This window comes from Erythrobacter litoralis HTCC2594 (assembly GCF_000013005.1).
In the GTDB taxonomy this organism is placed as follows: domain Bacteria; phylum Pseudomonadota; class Alphaproteobacteria; order Sphingomonadales; family Sphingomonadaceae; genus Parerythrobacter; species Parerythrobacter litoralis_A.
The window spans coordinates 925696-949913 of the sequence record NC_007722.1 but is presented as its reverse complement, the minus strand read 5'-3'; the positions used below and the strand labels follow the sequence as shown (position 1 = coordinate 949913).

Genomic DNA, 24218 nt, shown 5'->3' with positions numbered 1-24218 from the left:
CATCGACAGGGGAAAGTCTTGCAAGACCATGAGCACGAGAATCAAAGCGAAACGGCTGGCTCGATAACCCTGCTGGGCGGCGTTGCGATGGGTACCGGCGTCATGATCGGTGCCGGCATATTCGCGCTGACCGGGCAGATCGCCGAGCTCGCCGGTCCGCTCTTCCCCCTGTCTTTCATCGCCGGCGCGCTGGTAACTTCGCTGGCGGCCTACAGCTATATCAAGATGTCGAACAAATGGCCGTCTTCGGGCGGCATCGCGATGATCTTGCAGAAGGCCTACGGACCCGGCGTCATTGCCGCGTCGGCATCGCTCCTGATGGCTCTGTCGATGGTCATCAATGAAAGCCTCGTGGCCCGCACCTTTGCGACTTACGCGCTGCGCCCGTTTGGCCTCGAAAGCAGCGGGTGGCTCGTTTCGCTGGCAGCGCTTGCACTCATCATCTTCGCCTATCTCGTCAATGCAGCGGGCAACAAGTCGGTAAGCGGCTTCTCGCTCATCATGTCCGCCATCAAGATCGGCGGTATCGCGCTGTTCGCAGTCGCGGCGATCTGGGCCAGCGGATTTTCATCAGGCGCATTTTCGCAGTCCGTTTCGCTGACCAATGCAGAAGCCCTGCTCGCCTCGGTTGCTTTCTCGATCCTCGCCTTCAAAGGCTTCACCACGATTACCAATAGCGGCGGCGAAATCGTTGACCCGCACAAGAATGTCGGCCGAACCATCATGATCTCGATAGCCGTCTGCATCGTGATCTATCTGCTTGTCGCAGTGGCGGTGGGTTCGAGCCTGAGCATATCCGAGATCGTCGAGGCGCGCGATTATTCGCTCGCGGCTGCGGCGCGTCCGGCGCTGGGAGAACTGGGCTTCTATTTCACCGTGGCGATCGCGATCGCCGCCACCACTTCGGGCGTGATAGCGAGCGTATTTGCCGTGTCGCGCATGCTTGCGATGCTGACCGACATGAAGATGATCCCGCACAGCCATTTCGGCATGAGCGGCGGGATTCGCAGCCACATGCTGGTCTATACGGTGGTCATTGCCGGGACGCTTGCGGTCCTGTTCGATCTGTCAAGGATCGCCTCGCTGGGCGCCTTCTTCTACCTCGTCATGGATATGCTGGTTCACTGGGGCGTCCTGCGCCACCTGCGCAAGGAAGTCGGCGCGCGCGCAACAATACTTCTGACAGCGCTCGCGGCAGATGGCGTGGTCCTCGCAGCCTTTACCGCGGCCAAATTGCGCAGCGATCCTGCCGTTGTCGCCTACGCGGCGATCGGCATCGTCGCAGTCTTCGTGGGAGAATGGATCTACCTCTCGCGCAATTCCGAAGCGCCCGCATCTCCTGAAGATGATGGGTCAGGAGAGAAAAGGTGATGGCACCTTCTTCAACCAGCTTTGCCGCTTTTACGCCGGGCTTTTTCGAAACCGTTCACCGAAAACCGGCGTTGAGCACGAGAAACGTCAGGCAAAACAGATGGAGCGATTCATGACGACCCGAACAGCGGCGGTCTACCGTATGGTCATGGAGGACCATGTCTGTCCCTATGGCATCAAGACGGTCGATCTCCTCACACGGCAAGGCTTCGAGGTCGAGGATCATCACCTGACCAGCAGGGAGGAAACCGACGCATTCAAGGACAAGCACAACGTCGAGACCACCCCGCAGACCTTTATCGAAGACAAGCGCATTGGCGGCTATGACGATGTCCGCGAGTTCTTCGGCAAGAGTCGTTCGCAGCCAGAGGAAGGCGAGACCAGCTATCAGCCGGTCATTGCGATTTTCGCGGTCGCGCTGCTGCTCGCGCTAGGGCTGAGCTGGGCGTTTTTTGACGACCTCTTCACTGTCCGGGCCGCAGAATGGTTCGTGAGCCTGTCGATGACCCTGCTCGCCGTTCAGAAGCTTCAGGACGTGCGCAGTTTCTCGACGATGTTCCTCAACTACGACCTGCTCGCACGGCGCTGGGTGCCCTATGGCTTCGTCTACCCGTTCGGCGAAGCCGCTGCCGGCATTCTCATGACCGCGGGCGCGCTGACCTGGCTCTCGGCCCCGCTGGCATTGTTCATCGGCACAGTCGGCGCTGTCAGCGTCTTCAAGGCTGTCTACATCGACAAGCGCGAGCTTAAATGCGCCTGCGTGGGCGGCAGCAGCAATGTGCCGCTCGGCTTTGTCTCGCTGACCGAAAATCTGTTCATGATCGGAATGGGTCTGTGGATGGGCGCGAAGCTTCTCGCATGATCACCGCGCTCCTTCTCTCCGTCTTTCTGTTCCTCTCGGCTGTCGCTTCGCACCTTGCCATTCTGGGTGTCGGTCACCGGCTTCTCGACCGGCGCCGCGATACGCAGGCAAAGCTTGCCGTTTCGCTGCTCGTGCTCGCGTCGCATTTCCTCGTGGCGATCCTTTTTGCCGCAGGTTTCTGGCTGGGCGCGCAATGGGGCCTGGGAGGTTTCGACAAGGCGCCTTCCATGGACTGGATGGACTACTTCTATTTCTCGCTCATCAACGTGACCACACTGGGCCTGGGCGACATTTATCCGACCGAGCACCTGAGAGTCCTGGCCGGCGTCGAGGCCCTCACCGGCTTCGCTCTCATCAGCTGCTCGGCGCAGCTATTCTGGACCATGATGCACAAAGGAGAAAAAGCATGACTGAAAAGACGACCCACTCGGACAAGGGAGGGGGCGGCAGCTACTGGCGATTCATGGCCATGGTGTCGACCTCGACCGTGATCATGTTCTTCCTGATGTATGCCAACACCTTTACCGTCGATGATCTTTTCTGGAGCGAAACGCGCTTCTGGATGATGTTTGTCATGGGCGCGATGATGATGGTTGTCATGCTGCTCTTCATGTGGGGCATGTACAAGGACCGGACCAAGAACTTCATTATTCTGGGCGTCGGCGCCTTCGTGTTCGCCCTCGCGCTGTGGCTGGTGCGCAGCCAGACCACCGTCGACGATACCGAATATATGGCAGCGATGATCCCGCACCACTCGATCGCGATCATGACCAGCGAACGCGCGAGCCTGAAGGATCCTCGCGTGCGCGAACTCGCGCAGGCCATCATCGTCGCCCAGCGCCGCGAAATCGCCGAGATGAAATATCTCATCGACGATATCGAGCAGAACGGTCCTCGGACCGAAGAACGCCTGCCCGAGGAGATGCAGCCATGAACAAGATAGCTTTCACGGCGCTCATCGCGCTACCGCTTGCCGCCTGCAATTCGAACACCGCTCCGGGCAACGACCGCGAAGCCCAGCTCGACCCGCCTGCCACTGCCGCGCCGATCGAGGATGCGGCCAGTGCACTGGCAAATGTTGACTCAGGCCTGATGCTTCCCGGGACCATGAATGACGCGGACCTTGCTGCTCTGGGCGCAGGACAGGCCTGCCAGTTCCGCCTGACCGAAGTGGCCTTTCCCTCATTTGTCTATGACGGCGACGGGGGCGGAGCAATCAAGATCAATGGCAAATTGATCCCCGTCACTGCCGATGGCCCCGGCAGCTATTCGAACGGTGAGCTTCGGATCAGAACCCGCATGCTGGATGATGAAGGCGATGCGAGCCTGCAGATGCAGGAGATGATCGTGGCAGCGCCAAGAGCCAAGGATGAGTTTGGCTTTTGGGGCTATACCACCTGTCCAGCCGAGGGAGCCTGATACTGGCAGGGCGCATGGGCGGGCCGTCGGTTACCCCATGCGCCCGCGCCTCCGCCCTTCGTCGCCCTCACCAGTTTTAACAGGAACAAGCAGATGACCGATACGAGGCCCATCGCTGTCTTCGGCGCAGGCGGGAAGACCGGCACCGAGCTACTGAGGCATGCCCTTGCCCGGGACATACCGATCCGCGCCTTCGAACACACGGTGCCCGGACCAGACGAGCGGGTGGGCGACTTCGAATATATCGAATGCGATGTGCTGTCGGACGATTTCGCTGGCGATCTCGATGGCTGCCGCGCGGTTATCTCGACCCTCGGTGTCGCTTTTGGTCCGGGCAATGCGATCGATCCACCGCCGCTTTATACCGATGGCACGCGCAACCTGCTCGGGGCGATGGCACAGACGAAGATCGACCGCATTGCCGTGATCTCCGCTGCCTTTGTCGAACATCAGTCGAGCGTCCCGGCCTGGTTTGAGCTCACCGCCAAGCCTGCATTGTTCAATATACTCGAGCAGATGCGCGCCATGGAAGCGATGCTCAGCGACGCCCAAGGCACCAAATGGACGGCCGCACGGCCGGGCTGGCTGCTGGATGAGCCTTACACCGGCGATGCCGTCATTACGGACGAACGCTTGGCAGAAGGCTGTTTCCGCTGCCGTCATGCTGATCTAGCGGCGAGCCTGCTTGAATTCGTGTGCGAAGATACCTGGATCAACGCAAAGCCTGCCATCGGCAGGCCCGAAGCCGAACGTTTCGAAAGTCCTGCCGCCATCAAGGCCGAACTCGGGATCGATTAAACGTCGTAACATTTTTCAATCTGTAACGAGCCCGAACGTTACAGACTTTGAGCAACAGACAAGGAAGTCGCATGTTTCTGGAGAAAATCAAAACCCCCGGTCTCTCACACCTTTCCTACATCATCGGCTCGGGCGGAAAGGCAGCGGTCATCGATCCGCGCCGGGACTGCGAGGTCTATGTCGAAAAGGCCCGGGCCGAAGGGCTGGAGATAACGCATATCTTCGAAACCCATCGCAATGAGGATCTGCTCAGCGGCTCGCCGATCTTGGCCAATTTGACAGGAGCCACGGTCTATCACGGGCCCAACGCGGCAGGCGAAGTCATCTTTGCCAGGACCGCGCGCGAAGGCGATTGTTTCGAGCTGGGTCAATTGAAGATCGAAGTGCTTGAAACACCTGGACACACCGACGATCATCTCGCTTTCGTCATCCATGACAGCGAATATTCCGAGGGGCCGGTCGGCGTCTTTACCGGCGATGCCCTGTTCGTCGGCGATGTCGGGCGCACCGATTTCTATCCCGAGCGCAAGGAAGAAGTCGCGGGCCTTCTATTCGACTCCCTGCAGAAACTTTGCGGCCTCGGCGATCAGGCGATTATCTACCCGGCGCATGGTGCGGGCTCGGTCTGCGGGTCGGGAATGGCGGACCGGGAATTCTCGACAATCGGCCACGAGCGGCGCAACAACCCGCGCCTGCGCATCTCCGACCGCGACGAGTTCATCGAGGCGAAGGTAGCAGAGCACCACTACCAGCCGCCCTATTTCCGGCTGATGGAGCGGCTCAACCTTGCAGGGTCCGATGCCGCGCCGCGCGTCATGCGGCCAAGGCGTCTGGGGCTGGAAGACCTTAGCGAGAGCGGCGCCGATCACCTGGTCGATGTGCGCGAGCCGCTCGCCTACGCTGCCGGCCATCTGCCGGGTGCCATGTGCCTTCCGGTTGGAATGATACCGGCCTTTGCCGGATGGTTCCTCGGTGAAGGCGACAGGATCGCCCTCATTGCTTCCGAGGAAGGCCAGCTAGCCCAGGCCATGGCCCATCTGGTGCGCATCGGTCTCGATAATGTTGTGGGCGGCTATGTCGGCGTGGTTCCAGCCGCCGCACAGGGCAAAGCGATGCGCAGCATTCCCATGATTGGCACCGAGGAAGTCGCGCGCAGGCTCGATCAAGACAGCGGCGAGTGGACCTTGCTCGACGTGCGCGACGCGGACGAACGGCAAGAAGCAAGCATCGACGGCTCAGGACATATCTATGTCGGTGAGCTCAACACGCGGTGGGAAGAGCTCGACCGCGACCGCCACTACACGCTGATGTGCGCGAGCGGCATGCGGGCGAGCGTTGCGGCGGGTTGGCTGGCCAGCAAGGGTTTCGAGCACCTCGATATCTATCTGGGCTCTATGGGGGCGTGGACAAACGCCTCCGGCTGAAGCGCCAAAATCTTGAAAAGCAAGCCAAAATCTTTTGCGAGATTTTGCTCGTATGTGGTAGGTGAGCTTGCTCTTCGCTCAACGAGCAGCGCGACCGGGCGCTTTATCCATCGAGTGACTTCCTGGTCCTCGAACGAAGACGAATGCCAGCGCCCCCAGGATAGCGATATTTTTGAGCAAAGGACCTGTGTGACCTGGGGCGATATGGATCGCAAGAGTTATCGGAACGAGGGTAAGAAATAACGCGGTGCATGAGAGCCGGGTCATCCACCCCAAGGCCAGTGATGTTCCTGCACCGATGAAAACCAAGCCAGACAGCCACAAAAGAATGGACGCATCTCCAATTAGAGCAACGTGATCTTTCCATGGCGACAATGCCATCCGGCCCAGCATATATTCATGCGCAAGAAAATGCCCCAATCCGCCTATGATGAATATGAGGCTCAAACAGAGGCGGAAGACCGGATCGATCAATCGCACTTTTGCGGCCCATGTCGCTAGGCTGTTTTCCATATTCCGGATCATAGAGTTCTTTCCCCCTCAGGTTGATACGTCGATGGCAGACTTATTGGGTGCGCGGACCAGTTTCTTCGGGAGGCGTCTGTGGTTCACCCAAAACGTTGACCGGCAGTTTCAGATAGATCGTACCGTTTCCTTCTGCGCGAGGCATATTCCCTCCGCGAATGTTGACCTGGATTGATGGCAGGATGAGGCGCGGCATACCCAGCTGGTTGTCGCGCTCCTCACGCATGGCTACAAATGCATTCTCGTCGACCCCGGCATGGATATGAATGTTGCTGTGCTTTTGTTCTTTCACCGTCGTTTCCCATTGGTGCTGCGAGCGGCCCTCCGGCAGGTAGTCGTGGCACATAAACAGCCGCGTCTCCTCCGGTAGCTCGAAAATCCGGCGAATAGAGCGATAGAGCGTGCGTGCATCGCCGCCGGGAAAATCGGCCCGCGCCGTGCCGTAATCGGGCATGAACAGCGTATCGCCGACAAAGGCGGCGTCTCCGATAACATAGGTCATGCACGCGGGCGTATGTCCCGGCGTATGGAGTGCCTGGGCCGATATGGCGCCTAGGTCAAAGCTGTCATTATCGGCAAACAAATGGTCGAACTGGCGTCCATCGCGTGGCAGGTCCACTCCGGCATTGAATATCGGCCCGAAGGTGTTCTGCGTGACGGTGATCTCGCTACCAATAGCAAGTTTGCCGCCTAGTGCGCGGCGGATGTAGGGTGCGGCGGAAAGGTGATCGGCATGGACATGGGTTTCCAGGATCCACTCGCACTTGAAATCCATTTGCCGGACGAATTCGATCACTTTATCGGCGGACTTAGTCGCCGTTCGCGCCGCTGCGGCATCGAAATCGAGCACCGGATCGATCACCGCGCACGCCTTGGTTGCAGGATCGGACACGACATAGGTCACGGTGTTCGTGTTCGTGTCGAAAAATGCCTCTATGTCGGGTTTCATCGAATAGTCTTTTCGTATGCTGGTTGAGAGCGGTTCTGCGTAGGTCAGTCCTGCGCCCGGTCGACGTAATTACGGACGAAGTTTTCCAGCGCCGGTTCGTCGCACACGAAGCCCATATCCGCCGCCTTCTGTAGGGTCGCATCGCCGCTCATTCCCTGCTGCGACGCCAGATGCATTATTGTGAAGGCTCCTGCGCGCTTGCCCGAGGCGCAATGGACCAGCACCGGCTTCGGAAGCGCTTCGACACTGGCCCTGAACTCATCGACGAGCTCGTCCGATATGGTGCCGCCCGCCACCGGCAAGTGACAATATTCAAGGCCGAGCGATGCCACCACTTCACCTTCGCGGTCCGGGGCGAGAGGCTGATCCGCCTCATCCTGGCAGCGCAGGTTGACGACCGCCTTGTAACCATCCTCCGCCAATGCGCGCAGGTCGCCCTCGGAAGGCGGAGCGGTCGAGACGGCGAATCTGCCATTGAGGATCTTGATTTGGGTCATAAGGCATCATCCTGGTTCAGGTTCAAAGGTCCGGGTCCGCGATTGCGCGGCAGCAGATTACGATTGACTTTATATTCATACCTTCGCATATATGCAAGTATGAAAGCCGAAGATATTCGCGATCAAGCCGAAAAGGCGGTGGCATTGCTCAAGGCGCTGGGCAGCCACAACCGCCTGATGATCGCCTGCCAATTGGTTGAAGGCGAGCGCAGCGTGGGCGAGCTGGCCGAACTGCTGGAACTTCGGGAAACCGTGGTTTCGCAGCATCTGGCGCTTATGCGGAAGGATGGCCTGGTCGCAGCGCGGCGCGATGGCCGCACGATCCATTATTCGCTTTGCGGCGATGCGCCGCGCCGGGTGCTGGAAACGCTCTACGCCATCTATTGCAGCTCCGCCGACGATACGACCGGTCCAGCAGACGGCCATTGAACAGGCTTTCAGTTATGTTGGACAATCCCGGATGATGGATATCGGCGTCATCGTGGCGCTCCTATCGCTTACCTCGGGCCTCCTCGTGGGCTTTTCGCTTGGACTACTCGGCGGTGGGGGATCGATCCTCGCAGTGCCGTTGCTTGTGTATGTCGTCGGTGTTCACGACACCCATGTCGCTATCGCCACGTCCGCTGCTGCGGTGGCGGCCAGCGCCTTGGCAAACTTATTGTTCCATGCGCGAGGCGGCAATGTGAAGTGGCGCTGCGCAGGCCTATTCGCAGCATTCGGCGTTGTCGGAGCTGCCGCCGGATCAAGCCTGGGAAAAATTACATCGGGCGATCTGCTTTTGGGCCTGTTCGGTCTGGTGATGATTGTCGTCGGCCTCTCGATGCTGCGCGAGAAATCGGGCGGATCCGACCCGGATGTCCAGCTCACCCGAGCCACGGCGCTGCGCCTCACCCCGCGCCTCGCGTTCGGAGGATTGCTGGTAGGCGGACTGTCCGGTTTCTTCGGTATCGGCGGGGGCTTTCTGGTGGTGCCGGGTCTGGTTGCCGCGACGGCCATGCCGATTCTCAACGCGATCGGCTCCTCGCTGGTCTCTGTAGCCGCTTTCGGTACGACCACAGCCGCCAATTACGCCCTCGACGGACTCGTCGATTGGGAGATTGCCGCGTTTTTCATCGGCGGCGGCGGTATAGGCGGCTGGCTGGGTACTCGCGCATCGAACCTGTTGGCTAAGCGCAAACGAGCGCTGAACTTTATATTCGCGGCGGTCATCATCCTCGTTGGCATCTTCATAAGCGGCCAATGGGCGATAACAGCCATAACGTGATCGCTGCCTTTTCGAACCGAATTGTCCGAAGGATCAACACTGCTGTTCACCGGGCGAAGCTCAAGCCGCGCAGACGCAGGGCGTTGCCGATCACAGACACCGAAGACAAGCTCATCGCCGCTGCCGCGATCATCGGGCTGAGTAGCACTCCGAAGAATGGAAACAGTACGCCTGCTGCGACCGGAATGCCGAGCGTATTGTAAGCGAAGGCGAAAAACAGGTTCTGCCGGATGTTGCGCATCGTTCCGCGCGACAGCACGGTGGCCTGCACCACTCCTGTCAAATCACCACGAACCAGTGTGACCCCGGCGCTTTCGATCGCCACATCGGTACCAGTGCCCATGGCAATACCAACATCGGCGGCAGCCAGCGCAGGAGCATCGTTGATCCCGTCCCCGGCCATGCCGACCCGGCGACCTTGCGCTTTCAGCTCTTCGATCTTGCGGTGCTTGTCTTCGGGCGAGACATTGGCGTGTACCTCGTCGATACCCATTTCGCGCGCGACCGCTTCGGCAGTGCCGCGGCTGTCGCCCGTGAGCATAACGACCCGGATATCGCGCTTGTGCAGAGCCGCAATGGCCGCTGCACTGGTAGGCTTGATCGGATCGGCCACCGCGATGAGCCCTGCCGGACGGCCATCGAACGCAACGAACATCACCGTCTGACCCTGCTTGCGGCCATTTTCGGCCGAGCCGAGCCAGGCCTCGTCATCGATCCCGACGCGCCGCATCATCTTTTCGTTGCCGATCGCAACCCGGCCCCCCTGGACATTGGCTTCAACACCTTCCCCGGTCGTCGAAGCGAGATCCGTGGCATTGGCGGGCGAGACGCCGCGCGCTTTTGCGCCTTCGACGATGGCATGGGCCAGCGGATGCTCGCTGCCCATTTCGACACCTGCAACCGCTGCCAGGAATTCAGTTTCGTCGATGCCGTCTGCAGGCTTCACCGCCACCAGATCGGGCTTGCCTATCGTCAACGTGCCGGTCTTGTCGACCACCAGCGTATCGATCTTCTCGAGTGTCTCCAGCGCTTCGGCATTGCGGATCAGGATGCCGTGCTGGGCACCCTTGCCTGTGCCTGTCATGATCGACATCGGCGTAGCGAGGCCAAGCGCGCAGGGACAAGCGATGATCAGGACCGCAATGGCATTGACCAATGCGTAGGCAAGCGCAGGGGCGGGACCCCAGATTGCCCAGACCACGAAGGTGGCGATGGCGATCACAACCACCGCAGGCACAAACCAGCCAGCCACCTGATCGGCGAGCCGCTGGATCGGTGCGCGGCTGCGCTGCGCGTCGGCCACCATCTGGACGATCTTGGACAGCATCGTGTCCTTGCCCACGCCGGTTGCGCGCATGACGAACCCTCCAGTCTGGTTGACCGTGCCGCCGATGACAATGTCGCCAGCCTGTTTGGCGACCGGAAGCGGTTCGCCGCTGATCATGGATTCATCGATCGCGCTCGATCCCTCCTCGATTTCGCCATCGACGGGAACCTTGTCGCCGGGTCGAACGCGCAGACGATCGCCTGTGGTTAGCTGATCGAGCGGCACCTCGCGCTCGTCGCCTGAGCCAAAGATCTTGACCGCGCTGGGCGGTGCCAGCTCGAGCAGTGCGCGCAAGGCGCTCGAGGTCGAACCCCTGGCCTTGAGCTCGAGGACCTGTCCGAGCAGAACGAGCGTCGTGATGACCGCTGCCGCCTCGAAATAGACCCCGACCCGTCCCGAATGGTCGCGGAACGCTGCAGGGAACAGATCGGGCGCGACCGTCGCCACGACGCTAAAAAGATAGGCGATGGCCACGCCGAACCCGATCAGGGTGAACATGTTGAGATTGCGCGTCTTGAGCGACTGGATGGCCCGAACGAAGAACGGCCAGGCGCCCCATAGAACCACCGGGGTTGCGAGCGCAAATTGCGCCCACTGCGCCCAGGCCGGTTCTATCAGACGGTCGAAACTGAGCCCCGGTGCCATGTCGCTCATCGCATAGACGAACAGAGGCAGCGTGAGCAGCGCGCTCCACCAGAACCTACGCAGCATGTCGACCAGTTCGGGGTCGGGGCCATCGCCCAGCGAAACGGTTTCCGGTTCGAGCGCCATGCCGCAAATCGGGCATGAACCCGGCCCGGGCTGGCGGATTTCAGGGTGCATCGGACAGGTGTAGATCGTGCCTTCGGGCACATCCTCGACCGCGTCGAGATGCGCGCCCGAGAGATAGAGCTCGGGATCGGTGACGAACTTGTCGTGACAGCGCGGCGAACAGAAATAGTGTGTCGCGCCCTCATGCGTCGCGATATGCTGAGCCCCGTCGATTGCAACGCTCATGCCGCATACCGGGTCGATCGCGGTACCCTCGATCACACTCTGGTCCTTGCTCATCGCCTGTCCTTCCTAGCTCTTCACGACTACGAACTGCCCCATCATGCCTGCATCCTCGTGTTCGAGAATGTGGCAGTGATACATGTAGGGCAGGTCTGGGTCGGTGTGTTCTTCAAAACGCAGGAGAAGGCGTACCTGCTCGCGCGGGTTGACGATCACGGTATCCTTCAAACTGGTTTCCAATGGTGGGGGCGCTCGGCCATCGCGGTCGATCACACGAAACTGGACGTTATGGATATGAAACGGGTGGGCCATCATCGAAGCGTTGGCGATCTCCCAGATTTCCCATTGGCCGACTGGCACACGTTCGTTGATCACATTCATGTCCATCGCAGCACCGTTAATGGACATTCCGCCGCCCATCATGCCCATGTCGAGAACGAAACGCCGGGTTCGGACGGCTGACGACGGGTCGGTTGGAGCAAGCGATGCCAGTTGTGTCGGCACCCTGATGCGCTGGGCCGAACTTGCCGGCCTGATATCGAGGATTTGAAACACGTCTGCGGAAGCATCGCCGCTATCGCCGCGCCCCATCATCCCGCCGCCCATCATTCCGCGTCCGCCCATCATGCCCATGGCGTTTTCGGGACTGCTGGCAAGAAGGCGAAGCGGGCGTCCTTCCGAGAGATCGATAATTACCTGCGCGCGCTCCCCCGGGGCGAGCCTGACCGAGCGGACGATGTGCGAACGATCGAGCAAGCCGCCATCGCTCGCGATCAGTTGCATCGAACGATCACCTTCGAGCGAAAAATCGTAAAGGCGGGCGTTCGATCCATTGAGGATGCGCAGCCGCAATTGGCCTGTCTGTGCGTCGAACACAGCGTTTTCAGTGCCGTTGACGAATATCCGGCTCCCGCGCACGCCCATCATCCGCGCGTGCATACTCAGCGGGTACACCAAGCGGCCGGATCCATCGATCACGCGGTCCTGCACGATCAGCGGAATGTCGTCGACGCCATAGTCGCTCGGCAAGTCGAGGCGCTCTTCCTCGTCGTCGCGAACATAGATCGGCGCGGCGAGCCCGGCATAGACCTGCGGCCCGGCTCCGCGCTCCAAGTGTGAATGATACCAGTAGAGCGAAGCCCGCTGGCGAACTTGGAAAGAAGGCCTCCAGCGTTCGCCGGGACGGATCAACTGATGCGGTCCGCCATCGGCTGCGGCAGGAAGTTCGAAACCATGCCAATGGACCGTAGCGCCTTCGGCCAGCTTGTTGTCGATATGGAACTGCACCCACTCGCCCCGGCGCATTTCCAGCGTCGGTCCCAGATAGGGTGCGTCGATGCCGATGGTGGGCGAAGCAACACCGGTGACGAATTCCTTCTGGCCTGGGGTCAAAGACAAGCGGAAAACCCGTGCGCCCTGCTCAATCTCGCCACGCTGCAAGGGCGGTATAGCGAGCAAATTGGATCCGTCAGTGCTGTCCAGCATCGATGCGTCTTGCGCTTTGCATCCCGCAAGCGGGAACGCGGCAAAGCCTGCAGCAGCAAAACCAGCGCTTTTGATCAGTGTGCGGCGGTCCACGGGGAATGCCTGGGTTATGCGGGGTGTCCGGATCATGCTCCTCCTGTTTCGCGATGGGCGGCACCAGATTTGCCTGGCACCGCCCAACCGATTTACTCCTTCGTGATCGACGTGATCACACTGCCTTCAGAACCAGTACGAAATTCAAAGGCAATGCCCTCACCGACGCTTACTTCGCTGCGCAGTTGCTCATCGGCTTCGAACGCCATGGTCATTGCCGGCCATTCGATTGCGGGAACCGGGCCGTGGTCGACGGTGATCGTACCCGCTTCGGCGTCGATGGCGGTGACGGTGCCTTGCGCACTCGCGGACTGCATTGCGTTGCCGGTATCCGCCATCGGCATATCCTGGCCGTCCATCATCATTGCATCTTCAGCCATCGGCATGTCCTCCATCTCGGCAGTGTCCTGGCCAGAATCGCAGGCTGCCAGCGCCAGCGGCGCGGCCAATAGGGTTATGAGGGTTGTGTGACGCATTCTTCTTCTCCTTGGGGTTGGGTTGGCCGTTCCGGCCGGGGACGACGCAGCAACAGATAGGCTGCGGGAAGCACGAACATGGACAGGAGCGGCGCGGTGATCATCCCGCCGATCATCGGCGCGGCGATGCGGCTCATCACTTCGGAGCCAGCCCCAGTGCCGATCAGGATCGGAAACAGGCCGGCGAGGATGACCGCGACGGTCATTGCCTTGGGCCGGACGCGCAACAATGCCCCTTCACGGATGGCGGCGGAGACTTCCTCCGCATCCGGGTCCTCACCGCGCCGCTCCAGCGCAGCTTTCAGATAGATCAGCATGATGACGCCAAATTCGGCTGACACCCCGGCCAGCGCGATGAAGCCGACGGCGGTCGCGACCGACTGGTTGTATCCCATCAGGTAAAGCAGCCAGAAGCCGCCTGTCAGCGCGAACGGCAAGGTGCCCATGATGAGCAGCGCCTCGTCGAACCGGCGGAAGATCAGGTAAAGCAGCAGGAATATGATCGCGAGCGTAGCCGGAACGACGATCTGCAGACGTTCGTAGGCCCGCGTGAGATATTCAAACTGCCCGGCATAGGACAGGCTGACGCCCGGAGGCAGATCGACCTCGGCCGCGATAACCTCCTGCAGATCGCCAACCACAGAAGACAGATCGCGCCCGCGCACATCGATATAGACATAGCTTGTGGGACGGCCCTGTTCGCTCTTGAGCATGGGCGGGCCGCTGGTCACACGCACCTGCGCAACGGTACCAAGCGTGATCTGCTGACCAGACGGGGTCAGCACCGGCAGATTGCGCAGCTCGTCGACACTGTCGCGGATCTCGCGCGGATAGCGAACATTGATCGGGTATCTTGCGAGGCCTTCGACTGTACGGGCCACATTGGCACCGCCAATTGCGCCGGAGACGATCTGCTGCACGTCGGCGATGTTGAGACCGTAGCGGGCCGCTTCCAGCCGGTCGATATCGACATCGACATAGCGGCCTCCCGACAGCCTTTCAGCCAGCGCAGAACTGACGCCGGGAATGTTCTTTGCCGCCTGTTCGATCTGGAGCGCGACGCGTTCCAGCTCGCCGAGATCTTCGCCCGAAACCTTGACCCCGATCGGGCTCTTGATCCCGGTTGCGAGCATGTCGATCCGGTTGCGGATCGGCGGCACCCAGACATTGGCAAGGCCAGGCACCTGCACGGCGCGGTCCAGTTCCTCGACCAGCATATCCGGTGTCATGCCCTCGCGCCACTCATCGCGTGGTTTGAAGCGGATGGTCGTCTCGAACATTGTGAGAGGGGCGGGATCGGTGGCGGTATCGGCGCGCCCGGCCTTGCCGAACACGGTTTCGACTTCCGGTACGGTCATGATCAGCCGGTCGGTGCGCTGTAGCAGCGCTGACGCCTCTCCGGGAGACAATCCAGGCAGGGCGCTGGGCATGTAGAGCAGGTCGCCTTCGTCGAGCGGCGGCAGGAATTCGCCGCCAAGCCGCGAGAAGGGAACGAGCGTGGTCAGGAAGACCAGCCCAGCGATGACCAAAGCGGTCTTCGGGCGGCGCATCACCCAGTCTAGCCCGGGCCGATAGGCCCGGGTCAGCACGCGATTGACCGGGTTGCTGTCCTCTGCCGGAATCTTTCCGCGCACCAGCCATCCCATCAGCACCGGAACCAGAGTGATCGACAGGATCGCAGCAGCCGCCATGGCATAGGTCTTGGTAAAGGCCAGCGGTGCGAACAGCCGTCCCTCCTGCGCCTGCAAGGTGAACACCGGCAGAAACGACAAGGTGATGATCAGCAGGCTGAAAAACAGCGCCGGGCCGACTTCCTTCGAGGCATCCGCGACGATCCGCCAGCGCTCCTGGACGGACAGAACCGTGTCAGGGTTCTCCTCGGCCCAGCGCTCCAGATGCTTGTGGGCGTTCTCGATCATCACCACCGCAGCATCGACCATCGCGCCGACCGCGATGGCGATCCCGCCAAGAGACATGATGTTCGCGTTTACGCCCTGAAAGCGCATCACGATGAAGGCCGCGAGCACGCCGAGCGGAAGGGTGACGACCGCGACGAGTGCCGAGCGCGCGTGCCACAGGAACAGCAGGCACACCAGGGCAACGACAATGAATTCCTCGATGAGCTTGGAGGTCAGGTTTTCGACCGAAGCATCGATCAATTGCGAACGGTCGTAGGTGGTGACGATCTCGACCCCTTCGGGCAGGCTTGCCTGCAATTGTTCGAGCTTCGCTTCGACCGCCGCAATTGCGCTGCGCGCATCGGCGCCCTGGCGCAGAATGACGATACCGCCGGCAACCTCGCCTTCGCCGTTGAGTTCCGCAATGCCGCGCCGCAGCTCCGGGCCGATCTGGATATTGGCCACATCGTCCAGCGTTACCGGAGTGCCGCCCGCTTCGGCGCGCAAGGGTATGCTGCGAAAATCCGCCAGCGTGCCGAGATAGCCCGAGGCACGGACCATATATTCGGCCTCGCCCATTTCGACGATAGAGCCCCCGGTTTCCTGATTGCCTGCCTGCACCGCGCGGACCACTTGCGCGAGCGTCACGCCCAGCGAAGCCATGCGATAGGGGTCGAGCACGATCTGGTACTGCTTGACCATGCCGCCCACGCTGGCGACTTCGGCGATGCCGGGAATGGTTTTCAGCTCGTAGCGCAGGAACCAGTCCTGCAGGCTCCTGAGCCCGGCCAAGTCGTGACCGCCGCTGCGGTCGACCAGCGCATATTCGTAGATCCAGCCCACCCCGGTTGCATCAGGGCCGAGTGTGCTCTGAACCCCGTCGGGCAAGCGGTTCTGGACCTGGTTCAGATACTCCAGAACGCGAGAGCGCGCCCAGTAGAGGTCGGTCCCGTCCTCGAAGATCACATAGACGTAGCTGTCTCCGAAAAAGGAATAGCCGCGCACGGTCTTGGCACCGGGGACCGACAGCATGGTCGTGGCCATCGGATAGGTCACCTGGTCCTCGACGATACGGGGCGCCTGACCTGGATAGTTCGAGCGGATCACCACCTGTACATCGGAAAGGTCCGGCAGGGCATCGACGGGCGTCGTCCGTACCGCCCAGAAACCGGCCAGCGCCAACCCGATCGCTGCCAGCACCACGAAAAAGCGGTTGGCGATCGAGCTATCGATGATGCGCGCGATCATTGGCCGATTTTCCGGATCGAGACGATGCGCGGCCCCGTACTGGCTTGCACAAATGTGAAGGAGACCCGGTCGCCGCGCGCAAAACCGCGCAGCTGTTCCGGTCCTTCGCTGGCAAAGGGCATGGTCATTGCCGGCCATTCGAGCGCAGGCACCGGACCGTGGCGCAAGGTCACGCTGTTGGCGTTTATGCGCTCGATCGTCCCGGTCGCGCGATAAGTCTGCGGTTCATCTGCATCGTCCGACCCTCGGTCTTCGCTCGCACCGGATGGTGCCTGATCGACGGGACGCACGTCGATGCCCGCAAGGCTGGCTTCGGAATCGAGCAGGAACTGGCCCGAGGTGACCACTCTCTCTCCTGCAGCCAGCCCGGCAAGGACTTCGGTCCGTCCGTTCGCTTCGCGGCCGATACGGATTTCGGCGGGCCGATAGCCGCCACCTCCCTGCGCGATCATCGCCAGGGTCCGCTCGCCGGTGCGAATGACAGCTTCCGAAGGGACCAGCAGCGCTTCGCGCCGTTCAGGCGCGAGCATCACTTGGGCAAACATTCCCGGCTTGAGCCGCAGGCCCGGATTGGGCATCGCTGCCCGCACGGTTATCGTGCGGCTCGCATCTTGCGCGCTCGGCAGAATGGCGATGATGCGTCCGGCAAACCGTTCGCCGGGAAAGGCAGTGAGCGTGGCGCTCACCGGCTGCCCGACACGCGCGTTGCCAGCCAGTGCCTCGGGTACCGCCGCCTCGAGCCAGATCGGACTGTACCCGCTGATCTCGGCCAGCGATTGGCCCGCCGCCACGGTCATGCCCGGCCTTACTGCGAGCGACGTGATCGCGCCCGATTGCGGTGCTGTGACGGTGATGATCGTTTGCGGTCTTCCGCTTCGGGTGACCGAGGCGATCATCGAGTCCGGCATGCCAAGCAGCCGCAGGCGCTCGCGGGCGGCCCGGGTCAACGCTTCGTCGCCGGTTGCGGCAACAGCAAGATACTCGTTTTGTGCGCCGCCCCATTCGGGCACAAGAATGTCGACGATCGGAGCGCCTCTGGCAATCAGGTCCTGCGGTGCATGGCCGTAGGTCCGCTGAACATAGCCGCCGGCGCGCGGCTGAACGATCGCCATCTCGCTGCCGTTATATGCGAGCGTGCCGGTGACGCTGATTTCAGGCTCCAGCACGCCATATTCCGCTTCAGCAGTCCGGATCCCGAAATTCTGGACGAGCGTCGAATCGATACTCACACCCCCGGCGCCCTGCGCGTCGCCGCCCGCGCATTTGGGGACCAGCTGCATGTCCATGAAAGGAGATTTGCCCGGCTCGTCGAAGCGCTGGTCAGGGACCATCGGATCGTACCAATAGAGCACGTCCTCGCAGCCCGTATCTGTCGCTGCATCGCCGCCGCTCTCGCTGCCGAGCATTGAGAGACCGTAGCCCGCCAACAGACTGACCAGAGCAATACCAAGTCCAGCCGCATACATGCGCTGGCGCGGTGTGAATCGTTCGAGCGCGGAGTTCATGGCCTGCTCTCCCCGTAGGTCAGTCGCAGCCTCACCGCCGCCTCGACAGCTGCCTGTTCGCGCTCGAGTATCTCCAGTTCGAGCAGCGCGAGCGCGGATTTCGCCGCAATCACATCGACGAGATCGGCACGCCCGGCCGCGAAACTCGCTGTATCGAGGTCCGCGCGGTCGCGCGCCAGCGGAAGAAGCTCGTCACGCGCGCGTCCCCATTGCCGCACTGTGCTGCGCCAGGTTGCCAGATCAGCTTCGAAACCGGCAACCAACGCGCGCCTGCGATCCTCGCGCTCGGCCGATGCGGCAGCGGCTTCGGCTTCGGCAGCGGCAATGCGCGGATTCTGCCGCCGGTCGGTAAAGATCGGCAGTGTAATGGACCCCATGATCGACACCGCATCGCCGAAATCAGGATTGCGGCGACCATAGGTGACGCTCACCCCGAAATCGGGTCGTTTCTCGGCGCGTGCGAGCGCGACACCGGCTTCGGCCCGGCCTCGTTCGGCATCGGCCAGCAGGATTTCGGGATTGCTTTCGAGCTCGAACCGCAGCTGCTCCTCATCGAGGACAGCCGATGGCGCGGCTCCCAAAGCAACCGGATCTGCGAGCGGTATATATCGGGAAATCTGCGCTTGCGCAGTCTCGCGCTCGGCTTCGATAGCGGTAATCGCGTCTTCAATTCCGAGTAGCTCGCGCCGGATTGCCAGGCTCTCCGCCGGGCGGGCCGACCCCGAAGCAACTGCACTGTTGGCAACCGGAACGAATGCTCTCAGGTCGTCCAGCGCAGCCTGGGCAAGATCAAGCCGCGCTTGCGCATAATGGAGCCGGACCCAGGCCGTGCCCGCATCGGCGAGAAGAATACGCTCGGCCATGCCAAGGCGTGCCTCGGCGAGCCGCACTTCCGAACTGGCAACGCCGAACCTCGCCCGTCGACGGGCGAGATTTGGGATTTCCTGCTCGATACCGATTGCGATCTGCGTGGGGAGTTGCCGGTCTGGGTCGAACGCGGCAGGTCCGGTCACAGGAAGGTTCATGATACCTGCGCGTACGCGCGGATCGGGAAGCTCATCCGCCGCTTCCGCTGCCTCGCGCCGCGATTGTACACGCAGCGCGCCAGCTTCCAGAACGGGTTGTTCGCCTCGTGCTACCGCCAGTATTTCCTCGTATCCGACAGACTGTGCTTGGGCAGTCTGCGCGGCGAGCAGGGCCGAAAACGGCACCCAGCCAATGCGCCAATCCATAATTCTTACTCTTTCAAAGCGAGCTGACCGGGAAGGGCCACGGCGCACGCGGGCGAGCAACCGGGCGCTGGGCCTGTTTATCCGTCAAGCTCGCAAGCGGCGCGATGCACCGCCCGGGAAATGCTAGATGGTGAGCTGGGGTTGTGGAGGTGGCGATTCCGGCGGTAGCGGCTGGCTCTCGAGCCTGCTGGCACTCGCGGAAAGGTACTGAGGCGCAACAAAAAGCGATTCTGTTTGCGCAAGTCCCGCAGCGGTGAGCGCCAGCGGCGGGAGACAATTCATAGCAACAAGACAATCGAGTGTCATCTCGCGGCAAGGCCCGTGCTGATCGACCTTGTCCTTATCGGCGATCACCTGCCCGGGCATTGGGTGATTGGGCATGCCTTGCACCATTTCAGCGCAATCAGTCGTTCCGGCCACTTCAATCTGCGGAACAGCTGCCTGTGCTGCGACCTGCACAAACAGGCCGAAGCTGAAGCAGATCAAAGTAAGAGCACGAATATACGTCACCGGTTTGGGATAGTCCGAACGCATACGACGTGCAAGTCGGTTATCAGGCTGAAGACAAAGGCCAGATTTATGTTTTCGCTTCAGCAAACCCGAAGCCCAAACCTATTGCCCAAATTTGCCTAACAGCAACCTGACTTTGACGCTTCCTCGGTGGGTTCCGATACCTCACGCACCAGATCGCCGGTCTCTTTTTCGTTCGCATGCCGAGCAATGTCGGCTTGTGAAACGATGCCGCAACATTTGCCACTCTCGTCCACAACAGGAAGCCGCCGAACTTTGTTGTCCTCCATTTTGCTGCGACAATCATCGACACTCGTGTCGGGTGTCACAGTAATCGGAGAGCTTGTCATCACGTCTTCTACCGACGTGTCAGAAGACTTGCCGTCTGCAACGCAGCGACAAGCAATGTCACGATCGGTAATCACACCGACAAGTGTGCCGGAATCATCTACAACCGGAATTTCGCCGCAGTCGTTTTTCACCATGAGATTAGCGGCCTCCCGTACACTGGTCGAAGGATTGCAGCATGCAGGATTCGAGGTCATCACATTCTTGGCTTCCATGATATGTCTCCAATTTCTATTAAATACCTGAATATTTGCGTACCATTGCAACGGCGAGGCGCCGGATAATGTTCCTCTCGCATTTCCGGATGAAATCGATATGGACGAACGGGCACGGTCATGCCGAACGAAAGCTGTAGAATGGCATTCGCCACCTCATGGAAGGCGCTAGCATCTGAATAGGCCTTACCCAGAAGCCCAGGAATACAGAAGTATGGGTCCGCCGAGAGGCGTGAGGCACAGGCACCGGCCCGCTTCATTGCTCTTCACAGTCTCCGCTGCGATAGCCGCCCTAATGCAAATGTCTGCCCGCTTTATGAAGAATTCGCGGCCATCTCTCGTCTCAGTCTTCATGATGTTGAAGATCGGGTAGCAGCGATAAGTCACTGCTCTTTCAATAGACCGTGTGCGGGACAATCATCGAACGCTCCTATCGATCTGATCGAAAACCACCCTCTGGCCAATTCCAGACGGCCATTTTTTCAAAGCTCATATCCGCCATCGTGTAGGCGATCCCGCCGACACCAAGGCCGGAGCGGCGCAGGCCTGCAAAGGGCATCCAGTCCACGCGGAATGCCGTATGGTCGTTCACCATCACAGCCGATCCAGCCAGAGAGCCGATGCTATGATTGGCGATTGACAGCCGATCGGTGAATACAGCGGCCTGAAAGGCGTAAGGCAGGGCATTGGCCTGCTCGATAGCCAGGTCGATATCGTCATAGCCATACACGCAGATCACGGGGCCGAAGATTTCTTGCCGGGACACATTGGCACTTTCGGGAGGATCGAGAATGACGGTCGGAGAGAAAAGAGTGTCACTCAGACGGCTTCCCCCGCACACCAGGGTGCCGCCTGCTGCGATGGCATCATCGACCCAGCGTTCGACGCGGTCGACTTCCTCCGTCCGGATCAAGGGGCCGCATTGGGTTTCAGCAACGGCGGGATCGCCCACGACGAGCTTTTCGGCAGCTCGCCCTAGGTCATTGGCGAAGTCTTTCAATTCTGCAGCAGGGACGAATACGCGCTGTACGGAAACGCAGACCTGACCCGAATGATAGAACCCGCCTTTGAGCAACGAGGCGATCACTGCTGCGCGCTCCACGCCGCTGTCCACGATTACCGGCGCCGCACCGCCGTGCTCGAGAGCAATGCGGGTTCCCGGCGCCAGCTTCGAGCGAAGCATCCAGCCGATTTTCGCAGAACCGATGAATGAGAAGAACGCCGTGCGCGAATCGGTTACCATTCTTTCGGCGATGTCGTTGCCGCAAGGTGCGAACCGGCACCAGGCCTCAGGCAGGCCGGCTTCATGGAGAATGCTCACGAAGCTCTGGCATGACAGAGGTGTTTCCAGCGCAGGCTTGATAAGAACGGGGCACCCGGCTGCTACCGCCGGTCCAACCTGATGGACGATCAGGTTGAGGGGGTGATTGAATGCCGAGATCGCCACGACAGGACCGATCGGCTCGCGGAATGTATACGCCGTCCTACCCGCACCCGCTTCTGTCAGGTCCATGGGGATCTCGTGGCCCCCGCCATCGCTCAGCGCCTGAACGCACAAGTCGACGCTATTGATCGCGCGACCGGCTTCCACCCGCGCATCGACCAGGGGCTTCCCGCCCTCCCTGACGATCTGGAGAGCCAGTTCTTCGGCTCGTTCGCGCATGATATCCGCCGTTCGCCGGAGGATGGCGATACGCTCATGCACAGCAAGCCAGCAACTGCGTTCGCGGTGGAGCAACTGCGCTTCATTCAGCCATTCATCGATTTGAGCCCAGTCGACAAGCGCCACTTCTGCAATCGGCGAGCGGTCGAAGGGATTGTGAACGATCGTTTTCATAGCTCGCACACCTTCGCGCCGAGTTCGTCGATCAGCACTTTCTTGTTTTCGGAATAGTCGACGGGCAGGTCGACAAGGTGCACGCCGCCAGCCTCGAATGCGGCGTTCAGGACCGAAACCAGATCCGCGCTTCGCTCGACACGGTGGCCGGTCGCTCCATAGCTCTTGGCATAAGTGACAAAGTCGGGATTGGAAAAGGTCAGGCCGTAGTCCGGAAAGCCGAGCTGGCCCTGCTTCCACCGGATCATGCCGTATGCCGCGTCGTTCAGGATGAGCACGACGAGGTTCAGGCCAAGCCTGACGGCCGTTTCCAGTTCCTGCGAGTTCATCATGAACCCGCCATCGCCGCACACCGCGAGAACCCTGCGCCCGGGCGTGAGAATCGCCGCCATCATGGCGGATGGAAGGCCCGCGCCCATCGTCGCCAATGCATTGTCGAGCAGAATGGTGCCAGGCTCATGAGCGATGTAGTTTCTAGCGAACCAGATCTTGTAGATGCCGTTGTCGAGCGCGACGATATCATCGCGTGCCATTACGCTGCGAACGTCGGCAACGACGCGTTGGGGAACCATTGGAAAACGGTCGTCGTCGCTGGTTTCGGAAATGTGCGAAGCAATCTCGTGATGCAGGGCGGTGTAGTAGCTGCGATCACACTGCAAGTTGCCATCCAAACGGTTTCCCAGCCGCTCGACCGAACCGGCAATGTCACCGATGACTTCCAGCTGCGGGAAATAGACCTGATCGACTTCGGCCGCCTTGTAATTGATATGAATGACAGTCTGACCGTCCGGCTCCATGAAGAATGGCGGCTTCTCCACCACGTCGTGACCGATATTGACGATCAGATCGGCCTTCTCGATCGCGCAGTGAACATAATCGTCCGAAGATAGGGCCGCGGTGCCCAGATAGAGTTCGCTATCTTCGTCGACCACGCCCTTGCCCATCTGGGTGTCGAAAAAGGGAAAACCGGTATCGGACACGAATTTCCGCAGCGCCTTCGAAGCGCGGCGGCGGTTTGCTCCGGCTCCGATTAGCAGCAGTGGCCGCTCAGCCGCGATGATCCGCTCGGCCGCTTCGTCGAGCGCCGCATCTCCGGCGACCGCATAACGCCTTTGATGCGGCGGTATGACCGGTTCGATCGTTTCCTCTTCAGCAATATCTTCCGGAAGCTCGAGCAGCACAGCGCCCGGTCTTTCTTCCTGAGCAAGTCGGAAACCTTCGCGAACGAGCGAGGGGATGCGATTGCCGTTCACGATCTGGGTCGAAGCCTTGCATAGCGGAGTAAACAGCGAAACAACGTCGACAATTTGGAACTGCGCCTGTTTCGATGTCTTTATCGGTTTCTGCCCGGTGATGATGATGAGCGGAAAGGCCCCGAGCGCGGCATAGGCCGCCGGAGTTGTCAGGTTCGTCGCACCAGGCCCGAGAGTTGCGAGGCAAACCCCCGCCTTGCCGGTCAGACGGCCATAGGTCGCCGCCATAAAGCCCGCACCTTGCTCATGGCGCGTCAATACCAATTCGATTGAGGACGTGCGCAGGGATTCCAGCAGGTCGAGGTTTTCTTCGCCGGGAACGGCAAAGATGTATTCCACCTTTTCAGCCTCTAATGCAGCGATAAACAAGTCAGAGGCTTTCATTTTCGATATTCCCTTTTCAGAAGCATGAATGCCCTACGGCAATGCTTTCTCACTACAACCGCAAAGAGAGTCACAGACGCAAGGAGCCTCGCCTCATTCGCACCATGCCGTTCAGCGAATGTTCTGAAATGCGCGTAGCCGCAAAAAGTATCCTAAAAACATGACCTTTGGATTTGGCAAGAAGGTAGGGACTCCGTTTCTTGACATTCCCACCGCCGCAGTATGAGTCCGCGATCCACCTCGTGTGCCCCCACGCGAAACCGGTGCAATTTGCGACATCGGCGAAAATGTTTTGCTTGCCCATC

At 60.6% G+C, this 24218-nt stretch carries 22 protein-coding genes; 9 read left to right on the top strand and 13 right to left on the bottom strand.

Features of this window, described 5'->3' with window-relative positions; all coding sequences use genetic code 11:
• Positions 1 to 87 precede the first annotated feature (87 nt).
• The 7 genes from EL2594_RS04520 (at position 88) to EL2594_RS04490 (ending at position 5874) form a co-directional block, all read left to right on the top strand.
• Positions 88 to 1371, top strand: a complete 1284-nt coding sequence (locus EL2594_RS04520; RefSeq protein WP_232725834.1) for an APC family permease — start codon at positions 88 to 90, stop codon at positions 1369 to 1371.
• Between the two features lie 112 nt (positions 1372 to 1483).
• Complete coding sequence (locus EL2594_RS04515) at positions 1484 to 2233, top strand: glutaredoxin family protein (protein ID WP_155805965.1); 750 nt, start codon at positions 1484 to 1486, stop codon at positions 2231 to 2233.
• The gene (locus EL2594_RS04510) at positions 2230 to 2643 is read left to right on the top strand and encodes a potassium channel family protein (RefSeq protein ID WP_010412763.1); all 414 of its coding nucleotides are present in this window, start codon (positions 2230 to 2232) and stop codon (positions 2641 to 2643) included. Before EL2594_RS04515 ends, EL2594_RS04510 begins: the two co-directional genes overlap by 4 nt.
• On the top strand, positions 2640 to 3167 hold the full coding sequence (locus EL2594_RS04505) for a DUF305 domain-containing protein (RefSeq protein ID WP_010412760.1): 528 nt from the start codon (positions 2640 to 2642) through the stop codon (positions 3165 to 3167). Before EL2594_RS04510 ends, EL2594_RS04505 begins: the two co-directional genes overlap by 4 nt.
• Positions 3164 to 3652 carry a DUF6692 family protein gene (locus EL2594_RS04500; RefSeq protein WP_010412757.1) on the top strand — a complete coding sequence of 163 codons (489 nt, stop codon included), beginning with the start codon at positions 3164 to 3166 and terminating at the stop codon, positions 3650 to 3652. The genes EL2594_RS04505 and EL2594_RS04500 overlap by 4 nt, the downstream gene beginning before the upstream one ends.
• 93 nt (positions 3653 to 3745) lie before the next feature.
• Positions 3746 to 4450, top strand: a complete 705-nt coding sequence (locus tag EL2594_RS04495; RefSeq protein WP_011413844.1) for an NAD(P)-dependent oxidoreductase — start codon at positions 3746 to 3748, stop codon at positions 4448 to 4450.
• 71 nt (positions 4451 to 4521) lie between these two features.
• Positions 4522 to 5874, top strand: coding sequence for an MBL fold metallo-hydrolase (locus EL2594_RS04490; RefSeq protein WP_010412751.1), 1353 nt, complete (start codon positions 4522 to 4524; stop codon positions 5872 to 5874).
• A 78-nt stretch (positions 5875 to 5952) separates the two neighbouring features.
• Here EL2594_RS04490 and EL2594_RS15110 read toward each other — a convergent pair whose 3' ends face one another.
• Genes EL2594_RS15110 through EL2594_RS04480 form a run of 3 tightly spaced genes read right to left on the bottom strand, consistent with a single transcriptional unit; the run spans position 5953 to position 7845 of the window.
• The gene (locus EL2594_RS15110; protein WP_081432281.1) at positions 5953 to 6399 is read right to left on the bottom strand and encodes a DoxX family protein; all 447 of its coding nucleotides are present in this window, start codon (positions 6397 to 6399) and stop codon (positions 5953 to 5955) included.
• A 40-nt stretch (positions 6400 to 6439) separates the two neighbouring features.
• Positions 6440 to 7348 (bottom strand): MBL fold metallo-hydrolase, encoded by a 909-nt coding sequence (locus EL2594_RS04485; protein WP_010412746.1) that lies wholly within the window; start codon positions 7346 to 7348, stop codon positions 6440 to 6442.
• Positions 7349 to 7392: 44 nt separating this feature from the next.
• Complete coding sequence (locus EL2594_RS04480) at positions 7393 to 7845, bottom strand: beta-lactamase hydrolase domain-containing protein (RefSeq protein WP_010412743.1); 453 nt, start codon at positions 7843 to 7845, stop codon at positions 7393 to 7395.
• 99 nt (positions 7846 to 7944) lie between these two features.
• Between EL2594_RS04480 and EL2594_RS04475 the strand changes: the two genes are divergently transcribed.
• Both EL2594_RS04475 and EL2594_RS04470 read left to right on the top strand, forming a co-directional pair.
• Complete coding sequence (locus EL2594_RS04475; protein WP_010412740.1) at positions 7945 to 8274, top strand: ArsR/SmtB family transcription factor; 330 nt, start codon at positions 7945 to 7947, stop codon at positions 8272 to 8274.
• 31 nt (positions 8275 to 8305) lie between these two features.
• Positions 8306 to 9109, top strand: a complete 804-nt coding sequence (locus EL2594_RS04470; RefSeq protein ID WP_010412736.1) for a sulfite exporter TauE/SafE family protein — start codon at positions 8306 to 8308, stop codon at positions 9107 to 9109.
• 46 nt (positions 9110 to 9155) lie between these two features.
• Here the strand turns inward: EL2594_RS04470 and EL2594_RS04465 are convergent, their stop codons facing one another.
• The 10 genes from EL2594_RS04465 to EL2594_RS04425 form a co-directional block, all read right to left on the bottom strand.
• Positions 9156 to 11486, bottom strand: coding sequence for a heavy metal translocating P-type ATPase (locus EL2594_RS04465; RefSeq protein WP_010412733.1), 2331 nt, complete (start codon positions 11484 to 11486; stop codon positions 9156 to 9158).
• A gap of 12 nt (positions 11487 to 11498) precedes the next feature.
• Positions 11499 to 12914, bottom strand: a complete 1416-nt coding sequence (locus EL2594_RS04460; protein ID WP_232508280.1) for a multicopper oxidase family protein — start codon at positions 12912 to 12914, stop codon at positions 11499 to 11501.
• Positions 12915 to 13099: 185 nt separating this feature from the next.
• On the bottom strand, positions 13100 to 13483 hold the full coding sequence (locus EL2594_RS04455) for a copper-binding protein (protein WP_225982093.1): 384 nt from the start codon (positions 13481 to 13483) through the stop codon (positions 13100 to 13102).
• Entirely contained in the window at positions 13462 to 16629 is a 3168-nt protein-coding gene (locus EL2594_RS04450) for an efflux RND transporter permease subunit (protein ID WP_011413842.1), read from the bottom strand. The genes EL2594_RS04455 and EL2594_RS04450 overlap by 22 nt, the downstream gene beginning before the upstream one ends.
• The gene (locus tag EL2594_RS04445; protein WP_011413841.1) at positions 16626 to 18134 is read right to left on the bottom strand and encodes an efflux RND transporter periplasmic adaptor subunit; all 1509 of its coding nucleotides are present in this window, start codon (positions 18132 to 18134) and stop codon (positions 16626 to 16628) included. The genes EL2594_RS04450 and EL2594_RS04445 overlap by 4 nt, the downstream gene beginning before the upstream one ends.
• Positions 18131 to 19366: a TolC family protein gene (locus EL2594_RS04440; RefSeq protein WP_010412718.1), complete on the bottom strand. Its 1236-nt coding sequence runs from the start codon at positions 19364 to 19366 to the stop codon at positions 18131 to 18133. The genes EL2594_RS04445 and EL2594_RS04440 overlap by 4 nt, the downstream gene beginning before the upstream one ends.
• A 123-nt stretch (positions 19367 to 19489) precedes the next feature.
• Positions 19490 to 19900 carry a hypothetical protein gene (locus tag EL2594_RS04435; protein ID WP_010412715.1) on the bottom strand — a complete coding sequence of 137 codons (411 nt, stop codon included), beginning with the start codon at positions 19898 to 19900 and terminating at the stop codon, positions 19490 to 19492.
• A gap of 95 nt (positions 19901 to 19995) precedes the next feature.
• The gene (locus EL2594_RS15105) at positions 19996 to 20439 is read right to left on the bottom strand and encodes a CBS domain-containing protein (RefSeq protein WP_010412712.1); all 444 of its coding nucleotides are present in this window, start codon (positions 20437 to 20439) and stop codon (positions 19996 to 19998) included.
• Between the two features lie 430 nt (positions 20440 to 20869).
• Positions 20870 to 22276: an aldehyde dehydrogenase family protein gene (locus EL2594_RS04430; RefSeq protein ID WP_010412709.1), complete on the bottom strand. Its 1407-nt coding sequence runs from the start codon at positions 22274 to 22276 to the stop codon at positions 20870 to 20872.
• On the bottom strand, positions 22273 to 23913 hold the full coding sequence (locus EL2594_RS04425) for an acetolactate synthase large subunit (RefSeq protein ID WP_011413840.1): 1641 nt from the start codon (positions 23911 to 23913) through the stop codon (positions 22273 to 22275). Before EL2594_RS04425 ends, EL2594_RS04430 begins: the two co-directional genes overlap by 4 nt.
• Positions 23914 to 24218 lie beyond the last annotated feature (305 nt).